The sequence below is a fragment of the Pseudomonas sp. 2,4-D genome (genome assembly GCF_030418155.1).
GTDB classification, from domain to species: domain Bacteria; phylum Pseudomonadota; class Gammaproteobacteria; order Pseudomonadales; family Pseudomonadaceae; genus Aquipseudomonas; species Aquipseudomonas alloputida.
In genome coordinates this window covers 37,854-52,926 of sequence record NZ_JAUHUI010000011.1, presented here as the reverse complement: position 1 = coordinate 52,926, position 15,073 = coordinate 37,854, and the positions used below count along the sequence as shown (strand labels likewise).

Sequence of the window (15,073 nt, the reverse complement as noted above, 5' to 3'; positions counted from 1 at the left end):
GTGTCCTTTTTTTGGCCGGCCTGGCCGGGGGCCTTTAAATGATCAAGACGCCGTATTACCTCATCGATAAAACCAAGCTGCTCAGCAACATGGAGAAGATCGCCTACGTGCGCGAACACTCCGGTGCCAAGGCGCTGCTCGCCCTCAAGTGCTTCGCCACCTGGTCGGTGTTCGACCTGATGCAGCAGTACATGGACGGTACCACCTCGTCCTCCCTGTTCGAGCTCAAGCTCGGCCGCCAGAAGTTTGCCGGCGAAACCCATGCCTATAGCGTGGCCTGGGCCGACGACGAGGTCGAGGAGATGCTTGAGAACTGCGACAAGATCATCTTCAACTCGATCGGCCAACTGCAACGCTTTGCCGACCAGTCCGAAGGCAAGGTGCGTGGTCTGCGCGTCAACCCGCAGGTCAGCAGCTCCGACTACCTGCTGGCCGACCCGGCCCGCCCGTTCAGCCGCCTGGGCGAATGGGACCCGGCGAAGATCGAGCAGGTGATCGAACAGATCTCCGGTTTCATGTTCCACAACAACTGCGAGAACGGTGACTTCGGCCTGTTCGACAAGATGCTCACGCACATCGAAGAGCGTTTTGGCCACCTGCTGCACAAGGTCGAGTGGGTCAGCCTTGGTGGCGGCATTCACTTCACCGGTGAAGACTATGCAGTAGACGCCTTCTGCGCGCGCCTGAAGGCGTTCTCGGAAAAATACGGCGTGCAGGTTTACCTGGAGCCGGGCGAAGCCGCCATCACCAACAGCGCCTCGCTGGAAGTGACCGTGCTCGACACCCTGTACAACGGCAAGCACCTGGCCGTGGTCGACAGCTCGATCGAAGCGCACCTGCTCGACCTGCTGATCTACCGCCTCAACGCCAAGATGGCCCCCAATGACGGCGAGCATACCTACATGGTCTGCGGCAAGTCATGCCTGGCCGGTGACATCTTCGGCGAGTACCAATTCGACCGTCCGCTGGCCATTGGCGATCGCCTGTCGTTCATCGACACGGCGGGTTACACCATGGTCAAGAAAAACTGGTTCAACGGGCTGAAGATGCCTTCCATCGTGGTCAAGCAGCTCGACGGCAGCGTCGAAGTCGTCCGCGAGTTCGGTTTCGAAGACTACGTTTCCAGCCTGTCGTAAGACCGGCTTTCAAGTAAGGAGCAAAGGGTAAATTGAAGAAGAACGTTCTTATCATTGGTGCAGGAGGTGTCGCCAAGGTGGTGGCCCACAAGTGCGCGCAGCATAACGACGAACTGGGTCGTATCGCCATCGCGTCACGGAACATCTCCAAATGCCAGGCCATCATCGACAGCGTCAAGGCCAAGGGTAGCCTCAAGGTACCCGCCGACATCCAGGCCTTCTCGCTCAATGCCCTCGATGTCGAGGCAACCAAGGCGCTGATCCGCGAAACCGAATCGCAGATCGTGATCAATGTGGGTTCCGCCTTCCTCAACATGTCGGTGCTGCGTGCTTGCATCGATACGGGTGTCGCCTATCTGGACACCGCTATCCACGAAGAGCCGGGCAAGATCTGCGAGACCCCACCGTGGTACGGCAACTACGAGTGGAAACACCTCGAAGAGTGCCAGGCAAAGAACATTACCGCCATTCTCGGCGTCGGTTTCGACCCGGGTGTGGTGAACAGCTACGCCAAGCTGGCGCAGCAGCAGTATTTCGACAGCATTGATTCGATCGATATTCTCGACGTCAATGCCGGTTCGCATGGCAAGTACTTTGCCACCAACTTTGACCCGGAAATCAACTTCCGCGAGTTCACCGGACAAGTGTGGAGCTGGCAGAACAGCCAGTGGACCAGCAATACCATGTTCGAGGTCAAGCGTACCGACGACCTGCCAGTGGTAGGCTCGCAAAACCTGTACCTGACCGGCCACGATGAAGTTCACTCGATTTCGAAGAACCTCAACGTCCCGAACGTGCGCTTCTGGATGAGCTTCGGCGAGCACTACATCAACGTGTTCACGGTTCTGAAAAACCTGGGCCTGCTGAGCGAGCAACCGGTGAAAACCGCCGAAGGCCTGGAAGTGGTACCGCTGAAAGTGGTCAAGGCCGTACTGCCAGACCCGGCCTCGCTGGCCCCTGGCTACACCGGCAAGACCTGTATCGGCGATTTGGTCAAAGGCACCAAGGATGGCCAGCCCCGCGAAGTGTTTATCTACAACGTGGCCGACCACGAAGAAGCCTACGCCGAGACCGACAGCCAGGGCATTTCCTACACCGCCGGGGTACCGCCAGTGGCCGCTGCCCTGCTGGTCGCTCGTGGCGAGTGGGATGCCAAGCGCATGGTCAACGTCGAGGAGCTGCCAGCCGAGCCGTTCCTCAAGGCGCTGGACGTGATGGGCCTGCCGACCCGCGTCAAAGATGAAAAAGGCGATCGTCCTTGGGACGCTGAAGCCTAAGCGACAAACAGAAGGGGTGCCATGTAGCACCCCTTCTGCTTTCCAGGTCCAGGATCGCCACAGGCCTGAAACAAGCACGTAACCTGTGGCAGCGGGCGAGCCCGCGAAGAATCCGGCCCAAGATCACGTTCTACTTGCGGGCCTCCAGAATCAGGTTGAACGGCGTCTGCGTCGCCCGCCGGAACCTGCTGAACCCTGCCTCCTCGAAGACCGCCCGCAATCGCGCCTCCCCGGCCTGCGCACCCAACCCCAGCCCCACTTCCTGCGACAACGAATTGGGCGTGCAAATAAACGTCGAGGCTGCATAGAACAAGCGCCCGACCGGTGTCAGGTTACCCTCCAGCGAGTCCTCGGCATACGGCTCAACCAGCATGACCGTGCCATCAGCCTTCAAAGCACGGTAGGCATGCCGGGCTGCCCCGACCGGGTCACCCATGTCGTGCAGGCAATCGAAGAAGCACACCAGGTCATGGTCATGCCCCGGGTACTCCTTGGCGCTGGCCTGCTGGAAGCTCACCCGCGCCTCCAGCCCCGCTTCACGTGCACGCGCGTTGGCGGTGACGATCGAAGGCTGATGATAGTCGTACCCCACGAAGGTCGACGCCGGAAACGCCTGCGCCATCACCAGCGTCGAGGCACCATGACCGCAGCCCACATCCGCCACCTTGGCGCCCGCTTGCAGCTTGGCCACCACACCCTCCAGTGCCGGCAGCCAATCCGCTACCAGGAAGGTGCGATACCCCGGCCGGAAAAACCGCTCGGTACCGCTGAACATGCACGGGTGGTGATCGCCCCAGGCCAACCCGCCATCGCCGCGCATGGCGGCTACCAGCTTGTCCTTGTCATGGAACAGCGCCGCCACCACTGCCGCGCCGCCGGCCATGTAAGCCGGGGAGTCCTCCAGCGCCAGGGCCATGGCCTGTTCTTCAGGCAGCACAAAACGGCCCTTGTCATGGACCATGTAGCCCGATGCCGCCTGGGCATTCAACCATTCTCGCACCAGCCGCGGGTGGCAGCCGGTCTTTTCCGCCAGTTGCTCAGGGGTGACCGCCTGGCTGTCGGCCATGGCCCGGTACAGCCCCAGTTCATCGCCGAGAATGACATTGGCCAGCGTCGCCGCCGCGCCCATGTCGCCCACCAGCTTGCCCATGAAATCGTGAAGCCTTGCCTCGTCCATGACCTGCCCTCCTCTGCAAGAAGGCCATCGCCAACGAGGGACATCCGCTCCGGGAAGGCGGTGGTCGGTTCAAGGGTTTTCGTTCGCGGTACAACGCGCTACCGCGAGCTGTCAGTAAGTTTAGATGCTCTGCCTGGGCGACGTGGAATAACGGCCATATGGTCCACGCGCGCATCCTTCAGGTCACAATTCCTAAACAACGATGTGACATTTTTTTTCAGCTTTCCTATCAAGGAGCTGTCAAATGAAGGTCACGGTTTTCGGAACCGGCTATGTCGGCCTGACCCAGGCGGTGTGCCTGGCCCAGGTAGGCCATTCGGTGTTGTGCATGGATGTCGATGCCGATCGGGTGGCCAGCCTGAATGAAGGCCATTGCCCGATCTTCGAGCCCGGCCTTGCGCCGCTGCTGGAGAAGAACCTCGCCTGCGGTCGGCTGCGCTTCACCACTGATGCCGCAGTGGCTGCCAACTATGCCAGGTTGCAGTTCATTGCCGTCGGTACTCCACCGCAAGCCGACGGCAGCGCCGACCTGAAGCACGTTTTCGCCGTGGTCGACAGCATCCTCGAGCACGCTGACGGGCCCAAAGTTATCGTCAACAAGTCAACCGTGCCGGTGGGTACGGTACACCGCATCAAGGCACGCATCGCCCAGGCCGTGGCCGATACCAGCCGCTTCCAGGTGATCAGCAACCCGGAGTTTCTCAAGGAAGGGTCTGCGGTGGATGACTGCATGCGCCCCCAGCGCATCATCATCGGCGGCGCAGAAGCGGCCGAAGTGGAGTTGCTACGCGAGCTTTACCTGCCGTTCAACCGCAACCGCGAAAAGTTCATGGTCATGGACGCGCGCAGTGCCGAGCTGACCAAGTACGCAGCCAATTGCATGCTGGCCACCAAGATCTCCTTCATCAACGAAATCGCCAACCTGGCCGAGCACCTGGGGGCCGATATCGAAATGGTGCGCCGTGGCATCGGCTCGGACCCGCGCATCGGTTACGACTTCATCTATGCTGGCTGCGGTTTTGGCGGCTCGTGCTTCCCCAAAGACCTGCAAGCCTTGCGCCACAGTGCCGAGGCAGAAGGCTTCGAGACGCAGTTGCTGCGCGCAGTAGAGTCGGTCAACGAGCAGCAGAAGGGCCGGCTGTTCAGCAAGATCCAGCGCCACTACCCTGGCGGCCTGCGGGGCAAGGTGTTTGCCCTGTGGGGGTTGTCGTTCAAGCCCAATACCAATGATATCCGCGAAGCTTCCAGCCGGGTCCTGCTGGAAGCACTGTGGGCCGCGGGCGCGCGGGTGCAGGCTCACGACCCTCAGGCCATGGAAGAAATCCGGCGCCACTACGGCCCGCGTGCCGACCTGCAACTGGTGCCCTGCAAGGACGATGCGTTGCGGGGCGCCGATGCCCTGGTGATCGTCACCGAATGGCAGGACTACCGTGTGCTCAACCTGGACGAGGTGCCGCAGCAGTTGGCCGACCGGGTGGTGTTCGATGGCCGCAACCTGTACGAACCCGAGCACATGGCCTCGGCAGGGCTGACTTACTACGGCATCGGACGTGGCAAGATTGCGCCAGCTTGACTGCAATGATTACCGGCTGGCCACTCCCTGGCTGTCAGCCGGCCTTATCGACTCAGGGCGCTGCGGACTGACAGGCGGCTCAAGCTGCAGCACCTCGTTGGTATATGCCCACTCCTTCTCTAGCTGATCCGGGTGGTCGTTCAGGCGGATGCCATAGGACGGGATGATCTGTTTGATCTTGGCCTGCCACTCGGGCGACGCCACCTTGTTCTTGAACACCTTGTTCAACACATCGAGCATGATAGGCGCAGCGGTCGACGCACCGGGAGAGGCCCCCAGCAAGCCGGCGATACTGCCGTCCCTGGACGTCACCACCTCGGTACCGAGCTTGAGCACGCCGCCCAACGCTTCGTCTTTCTTGATGATTTGCACCCGCTGACCCGCCTGCCACAGCCGCCAGTCTTCTTTCTTCGCCTCGGGGAAGTAGGTGCGCAGCGCTTCGAAGCGGTCATCGTCCGATTGCAGCACCTGCCCGATCAGGTACTGCACCAGGTCGAACTCGCGTACCCCTACTCGCACCATCGGCCAGGCATTGTGCACGCTGGTACTGGCGAGCAGGTCAAGCAATGAGCCCTGCTTGAGGAACTTGGTCGAGAAGGTGGCGAACGGCCCAAACAGGATCAGGCGCTTGCCATCAAGTACCCGGGTGTCCAGGTGCGGCACCGACATGGGCGGCGCACCGGTTGCGGCAATGCCATAGGCCTTGGCCATGTGGCGCTGGGCGATAGCCGGGTTGTCAGTGACCAGGAACGAGCCACCGACCGGGAAGCCGCCATAGTCCTTGGCCTCGTCGATACCCGACTTCTGCAGCAGCGGCAGTGCCGCCCCGCCAGCGCCGATGAACAGGAACCGGGCATCGGTGGCTGCCTTGCTGCCATTCTTCAGATTCTTGTACTCGACGTGCCAGGAACCGTCGTCGTTACGGGTGATGTCCTGCACTTCGCTCGACAGCTTGAGATCGAAGTTCGGCCGCGTCTGCAGGTAACCCACATACTGCCGGGTGATCTCGCCAAAGTTGACGTCGGTGCCGATCGGCGTCCAGGTCACGGCCAGCTTCTGGTTGGGATCGCGGCCTTCCATCATCAGCGGGACCCATTTGCGGATCTGCTCGTGGTCTTCGGAGTACTGCATGGGTTTGAACAGGGGGCTGGCCTGCAGGGCCTCGTAGCGTTTTTTAAGGAAACGAATGTTGTCATCGCCCCAGACAAAGCTCATGTGCGGGGTGGTATTGATGAACGAATGCGGATTTTTCAGCACACCCTGCTTGACCTGCCAGGCGAGAAACTGGCGCGTTACCTGGAACGCCTCGTTGATTTCAACCGCCTTGCTGATGTCGATCTTGCCGTCTTTTTCCGGGGTGTAGTTCAACTCCGCCAGGGCCGAGTGGCCGGTGCCGGCGTTGTTCCAGCCGTTGGAGCTATCCTCGGCTACCTTGTCCAGACGCTCGACCATTTCCATCGACCAGCCGGGCTCCAACTCGTTGAGCCACACGGCCAAGGTAGAACTCATGATGCCGCCGCCCACCAGCAGCACATCGACCTTCCTGGTTTCCGCCGCTTGGGCATTGAGCATGCCGATGGCCAAGGCCAGCCCGGCCATCGCCAGTTTTGGCTTGATGGTGATCTTCATAACCTATCCCGCGCCTCGTTGCTGTCCGTGGTTCAGCCACAAGCTTAGCCGACGCGTTTAGTCGGGTATGACGACGCACAAACACTTGCAATCGGCCACATCTCAAAATACTGTATGAATACTCAGTATCGCAGGTCAGCCACCATGCAACTCATCGCCAAACTCGGCATCCTTGCCGACGCAGCCAAGTACGACGCCTCCTGCGCCAGCAGTGGTGCGCCCAAGCGCAATTCGCGCGGCGCTGACGGCCTGGGCGCTACCAATGGCATGGGTATCTGTCACAGCTACACCCCCGACGGCCGCTGCGTATCACTGCTCAAGGTACTGCTGACCAACTTCTGCCTGTATGACTGCCAGTACTGCGTCAACCGCCGCTCCAGCAACGTGCCACGCGCGCGCTTCAGCCCCGAGGAAGTGGTACGCCTGACCCTGGACTTCTACCGGCGCAACTGCATCAGCGGCCTGTTCCTCAGCTCTGGCATCATCCGCTCGGCGGACTACACCATGGAGCAGCTGATCCGTGTGGCCCGGCTGTTGCGCGAAGAACACAGCTTCCGCGGCTACATCCACCTCAAGGCCATCCCCGATGCCGACCCGCTGCTGATCGAAGAGGCCGGGCGCCTGGCCGACCGCCTCAGCGTCAACATCGAACTGCCCACCGACGCCAGCCTCAAGCGCCTGGCGCCGGAAAAGCAAGGGCGCACCATTCGTCAGGCCATGGGCGTGATCCATCAGGGCCAGCAGGCCGTGGCCAACGAGCCCAGGGCGCCGCGCTTTACCCCGGCCGGGCAGAGCACCCAAGTCATCGTCGGCGCCGACAGCACCGACGACAGTACCTTACTGCGCAATGCCGAGTCGCTGTACCAGGGCTACGGGCTCAAGCGCGTGTACTACTCCGCCTTCAGCCCGATCCCCGACAGCCCCGGCAGCGTGCCCCTCGCCGCACCACCGCTGCTGCGCGAACACCGCCTGTATCAAGCCGACTTCCTGCTGCGTGGCTATGGCTACAAGGCTGGCGAGCTGCTGGGCCACAGCGGTAACCTGGCACTGGACATCGACCCCAAGCTGGCCTGGGCGCTGGCCAACCGCGACGTGTTCCCGCTGGACGTGAACCGCGCCGAACCTGCGCTACTGGCGCGTATCCCCGGCATCGGCCTGCGCAGCGTACAGCGCCTGGTCGCCTTGCGCCGGGAGCGGCGCATCCGTTATGACGACCTGATCCAGCTGCGCTGCGTGCTGGACAAGGCACGGCCGTTCATCGTCACCAGTGACTACCGCCCCGCCCAGGCCGAGCTGCGCAGCGGCTTGCTGCGAGCGCGCTTGAGTGAGCCGCCAGCGCCCGTGCAGATGGGGTTATGGGGGTGATCGCACTCGACTGCGACGACCTGTTCGCCACCTGGCGCGACCAGGCCCGGGTGTTGTTGAGCCATGGCATCGACCCGTCGGAAGTCACCTGGTCGCAAGGCCCGATGGCGGACCTGCTGGCCGTGCCGGCTGCGCCGCCTGAAGGGCCTGGCCCTTTCCGGGCCAAAGTCCCGGCCGCACTGCTGAGCCAGTTGGAGCAGGCCTCTCGCTACCGTGGCGAACAGCGCTGGAACCTGCTGTATGAAGTGCTGTGGCGTGTCGCCCATGGCGACCGCACGGCAATGCTGGCCGGTGACCGGCTGGGCAGTGAGCTGCAACGGCGCATCAAGCAGGTAACCCGCGAGGCGCATCACTTGCACGCGTTTGTACGCTTCGTGCCGTTGCCTGAGGAACTGGCTGAGCACTTGCAGCTGGATCTGGTGGCCTATCACGAGCCGGCACACGACATTCTGCACAGCGCCAGCGCCCACTTCGCCGACCGCCTGGGGCGTTTGCGCTGGTTGATTGCCACGCCACAGGATGGCATTCGCTTCGACGGCCAGTCGTTCGACTACCAGCGACAGTGCCCCGAGCCCTGGCGCCAGTGGGCCCGCAACGCCGAAGACCCCGGCGCCGAACTCTGGCGCACCTACTACCGCCATACCTTCAACCCGGCCCGCCTCAACCCGGATGCCTTGCGCCTGCACATGCCAGGGCGGTTCTGGCGGCATTTGCCGGAAGGCATGCTGATACCGCAGCTTGAAGGCCTGGCGCGCCAAGGCAAACAGCGGGACGGCCAAGCCCTTGAGGTGGCCTCGCAAACCGGCAAGACCATCAGCAAGCCTGCGCGCTCGGTGTAGCCGCGGAGCCCGATGCGGCCCCGTCGGGGCACAAGGCCGCAGCTACAGCGAAAACATGATGCTCAGCTGAAGAGCCTGGCCAGGCAGGCCAGCTTCTTCTTGTACGAACGCCGCGCCTCCAGTGCCTGCTCCAGGCTCACCGGCAGGAACCGCGCTTGCTGGTTGGGCTGCATCTGCCCGATCAGGTCGAGGTCGGCACTGATCACCGTGCCGATCATGGCGTAGCCGCCCCCCGACACTGCATCGCGATGCAGGATGATCGGTTCCAACCCTGCCGGCACCTGGATCGATCCGATCGGGTAGCAGCTGTCGACGATATTCGACGGATCCGACCCGGCACCGAACGGCTGCTCGCGCGGCTGGAAACTCAAGGCGCCGCCGCCTTTGTAGCGATAGCCGATACGGTCCGCTTCGGAGCCAACCGTCCAGGCATCGGTGAAGAAACGTTGCGCTGCAGCCTCGGTCAGGCGGTGGAAGTAAAGCCCAGGCACCACCCGCAACACCACCTCGCCCCCCAAGGCCTGACGCAGGGCCATGGGCAAGCTTGCACCGGCACGGGTCTTGCCGCTGGGCACGCCGACCGGCAGCAGGTCGCCCGCCATCAGTTTACGCCCATGAAAGCCACCCAACGCGCCCAGTGCGTAGGTGGACCGGCTACCCAGTACCTCGGGCACATCGATGCCTCCGGCCACTGCCAGGTAGGCCCGGGCGCCCGCTGTTGGAAAGCCGAAACGCAACACTTGCCCGGCCCGTACGGCAAACGCAGTGTCCGGGCGCTGCTCGCGGCCATCGAGCAACGCTGGCATCTGCGCACCGCACACAGCGACCAGTACGTCCTGCTGGAACTCCAGCTCCGGCCCCACCAGCGCGCACTCCAGGCCCGCAGCGCCGGCCGGGTTGCCCACCAGGTGATTGGCTGCGCTCAAGGCGTACTGGTCGAGTGCGCCGGACGGTGGAATGCCCAGGTGGTAGTAACCTTCGCGGCCCAGGTCCTGTACAGAAGTGGCCAAGCCCGGTTTGAGTACCTTGATCATGCCAGCACCTCCTGCAACGATTTGGGGTAACCGACCGGGTCGGCGAGGAAGGCGTCCAGGGAAAACGCCACCGGGCGAATGCGCAGGTCGAAGCAGCCATCCTCTACTTGCGCCACCGCCTGGTCGTAGGTGCGGCGGTCGATAGGCTTGAACTGCACGATGTCCCCCGGGCGGAAGAACACCATGTGCTCTTTCAGGTAATTCAAGGTCTGCTGCGGGTCGTAGATCGGTGCCGGGGTGACGCCGAACATCTGGTAGCCCCCGGCCCCGCGCACCGAGTAGATGCAACCAAAGCAGCCGCCATGGCCCAGGGTGAGCTTGGGCGTGTCGGTACGGGGGCGCAGGTACTTGGGCACCTGCAGCTGCCGCTGGCGCTCGACCATCTGGAACATGAACGGCAGGCCGGCGACAAAGCCGACCATCGAAACGAACCATGGCGCGCCACTGTGGGCGGCGATGAAGGCCTCGACATCGGCCAGGCCGTTGATGCGCGCGGCGTACTCCAGGTCAGTGCTGGTCGGGTCCTGGTGGCGATCCCGAAAGCGCATCAGGGTTTCATGGGTCCAGGGGTCGTTGTACAGCACCGGGATCTCGATGATCCGCGTCTGCAGCGAACGCTCGGCCACCGCCTGCGCTTCGGCGCCGCGCACGGCTTCAAGCAGTGCCTCGGGGGCGATACGGTCCGGGTCGAAGCGGACCTGGAACGACGCATTGGCCAGGCACACATCAAGCACGCCATCCAGGGCCATGCGCTCCACCGCACGGGTGACGGCCATACCCTTGAAAAAGGCCTCCAGCGACATGCTTTCGCTGACTTCGGCAAACAGGTGCTCGTCGGCGCCGAAGCTGTAACGGATCGGGGTTGTAGCAAGCGGTTCGGCCATGACAGTTCCTTTTCTTGGAATCTTTATAGAAAGGCAGGCGAAAACAAAATGCACGGGCTCCGGCTTGTCTGTTTGCCGGATGCCTGACAGGCTCAGCGCGGCGCACGCACCCCGATGCCGGCCGCATCCAGTGCCCTGCGCGTGGCCTCGACCAGGTCCAGCGCGCCCGGGGTGTCACTGTGCAGGCAAATGGAATCGAATTCGATCGCCAGGTCCTGGCCTTCGACGGTGCGCACCACGCCTTGGCAGCAAGCACGCAGCACCCGCTCGGCGACGGCTTGGGGCTCGTAGCCACGCACATTGCGGGTAAACACGATCGACCCGCTCAGGTCGTACTCGCGGTCGGCATAGAACTCGCGAATCACCGGCTGCCCCATTTCCTGGGCAATGCGGCAGATCACCGAACCCGGCATGCAGTACAGCAGCAACTCGGGCTCGATCACCCGCAGGTTCTGCACCAGCAACCGCGCCGCTTCTTCATCACGCGCCAAGTGCATGTACAGCGCCCCATGCGGCTTGATGTGCTGCAGGCGCACGCCCTGGGCACGGGCGATTTCACGCAGCGCGCCCAGTTGATAGAGCATGTCGTCCACCAGTTCCTGCGCCGAGGCATTGATGTGCCGGCGGCCAAAGCCGACCAGGTCGCGGAAACCCGGGTGTGCTCCCACCGCAACCCCAAGGGCCTTGGCGCGCTCGACGGTGCGGCGCATCGTACCTGGGTCGCCAGCATGGAAACCGGTAGCGATATTGGCGCTGCTGATGTAGCCCATCAGTTCGTGATCGACGCCGTCGCCAATAGTCCACGGGCCAAAGCCCTCACCCATGTCCGAGTTGAAATCCACTGCTAGCATGACCGCGTCTCCTGGCACTTGTGACTGCATGCAAGCCACGTTAGATTCTCTGCACCCCCCTTGGGAAGATCTATAAACAGATGGGGTACCTTCTGAAAAACAGATACCCCGGGAGCCTACTGTGTCACTCACCCTGCGCCAGGTCCGCTACTTCGTTGCCACCGCTGAAATCGGCCAGATCTCCCAAGCTGCTATCCACCTGAATATCTCCCAGTCGGCAGTGACCACGGCCATCAAGGAGCTGGAAGCGATGCTCGGCGTGCTGTTGTTCCAGCGCTCGGCCCAAGGAATGAGCCTGACCGAAGCCGGCCGGCACTTCTTGAACCGTGCCTACGTCATCCTGCGCAGTGTCGACGATGCGTTGAACAGCCCGCTACCGGACGTGCGTGCCAGTGGCCTGTTGCGCCTGGCGGCGAGTTACACAGTGATCGGCTACTTCCTGCCGCACCACTTGCAGCGCCTGGAGCACTGGCATCCGGGCGTGACCCTGGAGCTGTACGAGCAGGAGCGCAGCGCCATCGAGCAAGGCCTGCTGGAGGGGCGTTTCGACATGGCGGTGGTGCTCACCGCCAACCTCACCCATCCTGACATCGTCTCGGAAACCCTGTTCAACTCCGAGCGCCGGCTGTGGTTGCCCGGGCATCACCCGCTGTGCGAGCGCTCGGCCGTGAGCCTGGCCGAGGTGGCCTGTGAGCCGTTCATCCTGTTGACCGTGGATGAGGCCGAGCAAAGTGCCATGCGCTACTGGGAGCAGGCCGGGCAACGGCCAAGCGTAAGGGTGCGGACCAGCTCGGTGGAGGCCGTGCGCAGCATGGTCGCCAATGGCAGCGGTGTGGCGATCCTGTCGGACCTGGTGCACCGCCCGTGGTCACTGGAGGGCAAGCGCATCGAGACAGTGACCATCAGCGACCCGGTCACACCGATGAGCGTGGGGTTGGCCTGGCATCGGGAACGGGCATTCAGCCCGGCGATGCAGGCGGTGCGCAATTACTTCCATGATGCGTTTCTGGCACCGCAGCAGTTGTCGGCCCGGCGCTGAGCCTGCCTTTGCAGGCCCGGCCTCTTCGCGGGCGCGCCCGCTCCCACAGGTGCAGCGCAAATCTTCAGCGGTATGGGAGCCTGCGGGCAAGCCCGCGAAGAAACCAACACCCATCTCGAGCCGAACGTTCAGGCCACAGCGCCGTCATAACCTGAGCCGGTGCCGACACGCAAAGAGGACGCGAAATGACCCAGCCCGACCCGTCATACGTCAAATGGCTCGAAGATCGTGCCATGCTCAAGGCCTCCCAGGCGCGTGCCAGCCTGTACTCAGGCCAGTCGCGCCTGTGGCAACAACCCTACGCCGAGGCCCAGCCCCGCCGCGCCACCGAAATCGCCTCGGTGTGGCTGACCGTCTACCCCGACGCCATCATCGCGCCCGAGGGTTGCTCGGTGCTCGGTGCCCTGGCCCACGAAGCGTTGTGGAAGCGCCTGTCGGAGATCGGCGTACAGGGCCTGCACACGGGGCCGATCAAACTGTCCGGAGGCATCCGCGGCCGCGAACTTACCCCCAGCGTGGACGGCAACTTCGACCGCATCAGCTTCGACATCGACCCGCTGTACGGCAGCGAGCAGGAGCTGATCCAGATGAGCCGCATGGCCGCTGCGCACAATGCCGTGACCATCGACGACCTGATCCCCTCGCACACCGGCAAGGGCGCCGACTTCCGCCTGGCCGAGATCGCCCATGGCCCCTACCCGGGGCTGTACCACATGGTCGAGATCCGCGAAGAAGACTGGACGCTGCTGCCCGAGGTGCCCGCCGGGCGCGATGCGGTCAATCTGCTGCCAGCGCAGTGTGACGAGCTGAAGGCGCGCCATTACATCGTTGGCCAGTTGCAACGGGTAATCTTCTTCGAGCCGGGCGTGAAGGAAACCGACTGGAGCGCCACGCCGCCGATCACAGGTGTCGACGGCAAGACCCGCCGCTGGGTGTACCTGCACTACTTCAAGGAGGGCCAGCCCTCACTGAACTGGCTGGACCCTACCTTCGCCGCCCAACAGATGATCATTGGTGACGCGCTGCACGCCCTGGACTGCCTGGGTGCACGCGGCCTGCGCCTGGACGCCAACGGCTTTCTCGGCGTGGAAACCCGCGCCAGCGGCACCGCCTGGTCAGAAAGCCACCCGCTGTCGCTCGTCGGCAACCAGCTGATCGGTGGCATGATCCGCAAGGCCGGCGGTTTCAGCTTCCAGGAGCTGAACCTGACCCTCGATGACATTGCGCAGATGTCCAGGGGTGGTGCCGACCTGTCCTACGATTTCATTACCCGGCCGGCCTACCAGCATGCCCTGCTGACGGGCGACACCGAGTTCCTGCGCCTGATGCTCAAGGAGATGCACGCCTTCGGCATCGACCCGGCCTCGCTGATCCATGCCCTGCAAAACCATGACGAGCTGACCGTGGAGCTGGTGCACTTCTGGACACTGCACGCGCACGACATGTACCTGTACAAGGGCCAGACCCTGCCTGGCAGCATCCTGCGCGAACATATCCGCGAAGAGATCTACGAACGGCTGTCGGGGGAACATGCGCCGTACAACCTGCGCTTCGTGACCAACGGCATTGCCTGCACCACCGCCAGCCTGATCGCTGCTGCACTGGGTATTCGCGACCTCGAACAGATTGGCGTAGCGGATATCGAACTGATCAAGAAGGTGCACCTGCTGCTGGTCATGTACAACGCCATGCAGCCGGGGGTGGTCGCCTTGTCCGGCTGGGACCTGGTCGGTGCCCTGCCCTTGCCCGCCGAAGCGGTGGCCGAACGCATGCTCGATGGCGATACCCGCTGGATTCACCGGGGCGGCTATGACCTCGCCGGGCTTGACCCACAGGCAGAAGCTTCAGTGCGTGGCATGCCGCGTGCCCGGGCGCTGTACGGCAGCCTCGACAAGCAGTTGGACGAGGGTGATTCATTTGCCTGCAAGGTGAAGAAACTGCTGGCTGTGCGCCAGGCTTATGGCATCGCCACCAGCCGTCAGGTGCTGGTACCTGAGGTGAGCAGCCCGGGGCTGCTGGTGATGGTGCATGAGCTGCCAGCCGGCCGCGGTATCCAGATCACTGCGCTGAACTTCGGCCAGGACGCGATTGCCGAGGAACTGCTGTTGACCGGGTTCACACCTGGGCCGGTGGTCGACATGATCAACGAGACGGTCGAAGGCGATTTGACCGAGGACGGGCGCCTGATGGTGAACCTGGACCCGTACGAGGCGCTGTGCCTGCGGATCGTCAACAGCAGCGGGCATGTTTGAATCTGCAGTGGCCCTGC

At 63.1% G+C, this 15,073-nt stretch carries 12 protein-coding genes; 7 read left to right on the top strand and 5 right to left on the bottom strand.

Annotation, left to right across the window (positions count from 1 at the left end):
* The first annotated feature begins 38 nt into the window (after positions 1–38).
* A complete protein-coding gene (nspC, locus tag QYE47_RS10720; protein WP_014591215.1) occupies positions 39–1,136 on the top strand; it encodes a carboxynorspermidine decarboxylase in 1,098 nt (365 codons plus the stop codon).
* Between the two features lie 32 nt (positions 1,137–1,168).
* Positions 1,169–2,413, top strand: a complete 1,245-nt coding sequence (locus QYE47_RS10715) for a saccharopine dehydrogenase family protein (RefSeq protein WP_003248123.1) — start codon at positions 1,169–1,171, stop codon at positions 2,411–2,413.
* 130 nt (positions 2,414–2,543) lie between these two features.
* Here QYE47_RS10715 and QYE47_RS10710 read toward each other — a convergent pair whose 3' ends face one another.
* Positions 2,544–3,590, bottom strand: a complete 1,047-nt coding sequence (locus QYE47_RS10710) for a class I SAM-dependent methyltransferase (protein WP_014591216.1) — start codon at positions 3,588–3,590, stop codon at positions 2,544–2,546.
* 244 nt (positions 3,591–3,834) lie between these two features.
* Between QYE47_RS10710 and QYE47_RS10705 the strand changes: the two genes are divergently transcribed.
* Positions 3,835–5,163 carry a UDP-glucose/GDP-mannose dehydrogenase family protein gene (locus QYE47_RS10705; protein ID WP_019438543.1) on the top strand — a complete coding sequence of 443 codons (1,329 nt, stop codon included), beginning with the start codon at positions 3,835–3,837 and terminating at the stop codon, positions 5,161–5,163.
* 9 nt (positions 5,164–5,172) lie between these two features.
* On the opposite strand, the gene mqo is transcribed toward QYE47_RS10705, so the two are convergent.
* Positions 5,173–6,792: a malate dehydrogenase (quinone) gene (mqo, locus tag QYE47_RS10700; protein WP_301158959.1), complete on the bottom strand. Its 1,620-nt coding sequence runs from the start codon at positions 6,790–6,792 to the stop codon at positions 5,173–5,175.
* Between the two features lie 144 nt (positions 6,793–6,936).
* Between mqo and QYE47_RS10695 the strand changes: the two genes are divergently transcribed.
* On the top strand, positions 6,937–8,157 hold the full coding sequence (locus QYE47_RS10695; protein WP_014591219.1) for a putative DNA modification/repair radical SAM protein: 1,221 nt from the start codon (positions 6,937–6,939) through the stop codon (positions 8,155–8,157).
* Complete coding sequence (locus QYE47_RS10690; RefSeq protein ID WP_014591220.1) at positions 8,148–8,996, top strand: TIGR03915 family putative DNA repair protein; 849 nt, start codon at positions 8,148–8,150, stop codon at positions 8,994–8,996. The genes QYE47_RS10695 and QYE47_RS10690 overlap by 10 nt, the downstream gene beginning before the upstream one ends.
* A gap of 62 nt (positions 8,997–9,058) precedes the next feature.
* Here the strand turns inward: QYE47_RS10690 and QYE47_RS10685 are convergent, their stop codons facing one another.
* From QYE47_RS10685 to QYE47_RS10675, 3 genes are all read right to left on the bottom strand, one after another.
* Complete coding sequence (locus tag QYE47_RS10685) at positions 9,059–10,030, bottom strand: biotin-dependent carboxyltransferase family protein (protein WP_014591221.1); 972 nt, start codon at positions 10,028–10,030, stop codon at positions 9,059–9,061.
* A complete protein-coding gene (locus QYE47_RS10680; protein ID WP_014591222.1) occupies positions 10,027–10,914 on the bottom strand; it encodes an allophanate hydrolase subunit 1 in 888 nt (295 codons plus the stop codon). The genes QYE47_RS10685 and QYE47_RS10680 overlap by 4 nt, the downstream gene beginning before the upstream one ends.
* A gap of 92 nt (positions 10,915–11,006) precedes the next feature.
* Positions 11,007–11,765 (bottom strand): 5-oxoprolinase subunit PxpA, encoded by a 759-nt coding sequence (locus QYE47_RS10675; protein ID WP_014591223.1) that lies wholly within the window; start codon positions 11,763–11,765, stop codon positions 11,007–11,009.
* 121 nt (positions 11,766–11,886) lie between these two features.
* Between QYE47_RS10675 and QYE47_RS10670 the strand changes: the two genes are divergently transcribed.
* Together QYE47_RS10670 and treS are read left to right on the top strand one after the other, a co-directional pair.
* Positions 11,887–12,804, top strand: a complete 918-nt coding sequence (locus QYE47_RS10670; protein WP_010953821.1) for a LysR family transcriptional regulator — start codon at positions 11,887–11,889, stop codon at positions 12,802–12,804.
* Positions 12,805–12,989: 185 nt separating this feature from the next.
* Positions 12,990–15,056, top strand: coding sequence for a maltose alpha-D-glucosyltransferase (gene treS, locus QYE47_RS10665; RefSeq protein ID WP_070383872.1), 2,067 nt, complete (start codon positions 12,990–12,992; stop codon positions 15,054–15,056).
* Positions 15,057–15,073 lie beyond the last annotated feature (17 nt).

What these genes read in the sequence shown, in the direction of transcription:
- nspC (WP_014591215.1), top strand. Translation starts at nt 39, where the DNA reads ATGATCAAGACGCCGTATTACCTCATCGATAAAACCAAGCTGCTCAGC.
- QYE47_RS10710 (WP_014591216.1), bottom strand. Translation starts at nt 3,590, where the DNA reads ATGGACGAGGCAAGGCTTCACGATTTCATGGGCAAGCTGGTGGGCGAC.
- QYE47_RS10705 (WP_019438543.1), top strand. Translation starts at nt 3,835, where the DNA reads ATGAAGGTCACGGTTTTCGGAACCGGCTATGTCGGCCTGACCCAGGCG.
- mqo (WP_301158959.1), bottom strand. Translation starts at nt 6,792, where the DNA reads ATGAAGATCACCATCAAGCCAAAACTGGCGATGGCCGGGCTGGCCTTG.
- QYE47_RS10695 (WP_014591219.1), top strand. Translation starts at nt 6,937, where the DNA reads ATGCAACTCATCGCCAAACTCGGCATCCTTGCCGACGCAGCCAAGTAC.
- QYE47_RS10690 (WP_014591220.1), top strand. Translation starts at nt 8,148, where the DNA reads ATGGGGGTGATCGCACTCGACTGCGACGACCTGTTCGCCACCTGGCGC.
- QYE47_RS10685 (WP_014591221.1), bottom strand. Translation starts at nt 10,030, where the DNA reads ATGATCAAGGTACTCAAACCGGGCTTGGCCACTTCTGTACAGGACCTG.
- QYE47_RS10680 (WP_014591222.1), bottom strand. Translation starts at nt 10,914, where the DNA reads ATGGCCGAACCGCTTGCTACAACCCCGATCCGTTACAGCTTCGGCGCC.
- QYE47_RS10675 (WP_014591223.1), bottom strand. Translation starts at nt 11,765, where the DNA reads ATGCTAGCAGTGGATTTCAACTCGGACATGGGTGAGGGCTTTGGCCCG.
- treS (WP_070383872.1), top strand. Translation starts at nt 12,990, where the DNA reads ATGACCCAGCCCGACCCGTCATACGTCAAATGGCTCGAAGATCGTGCC.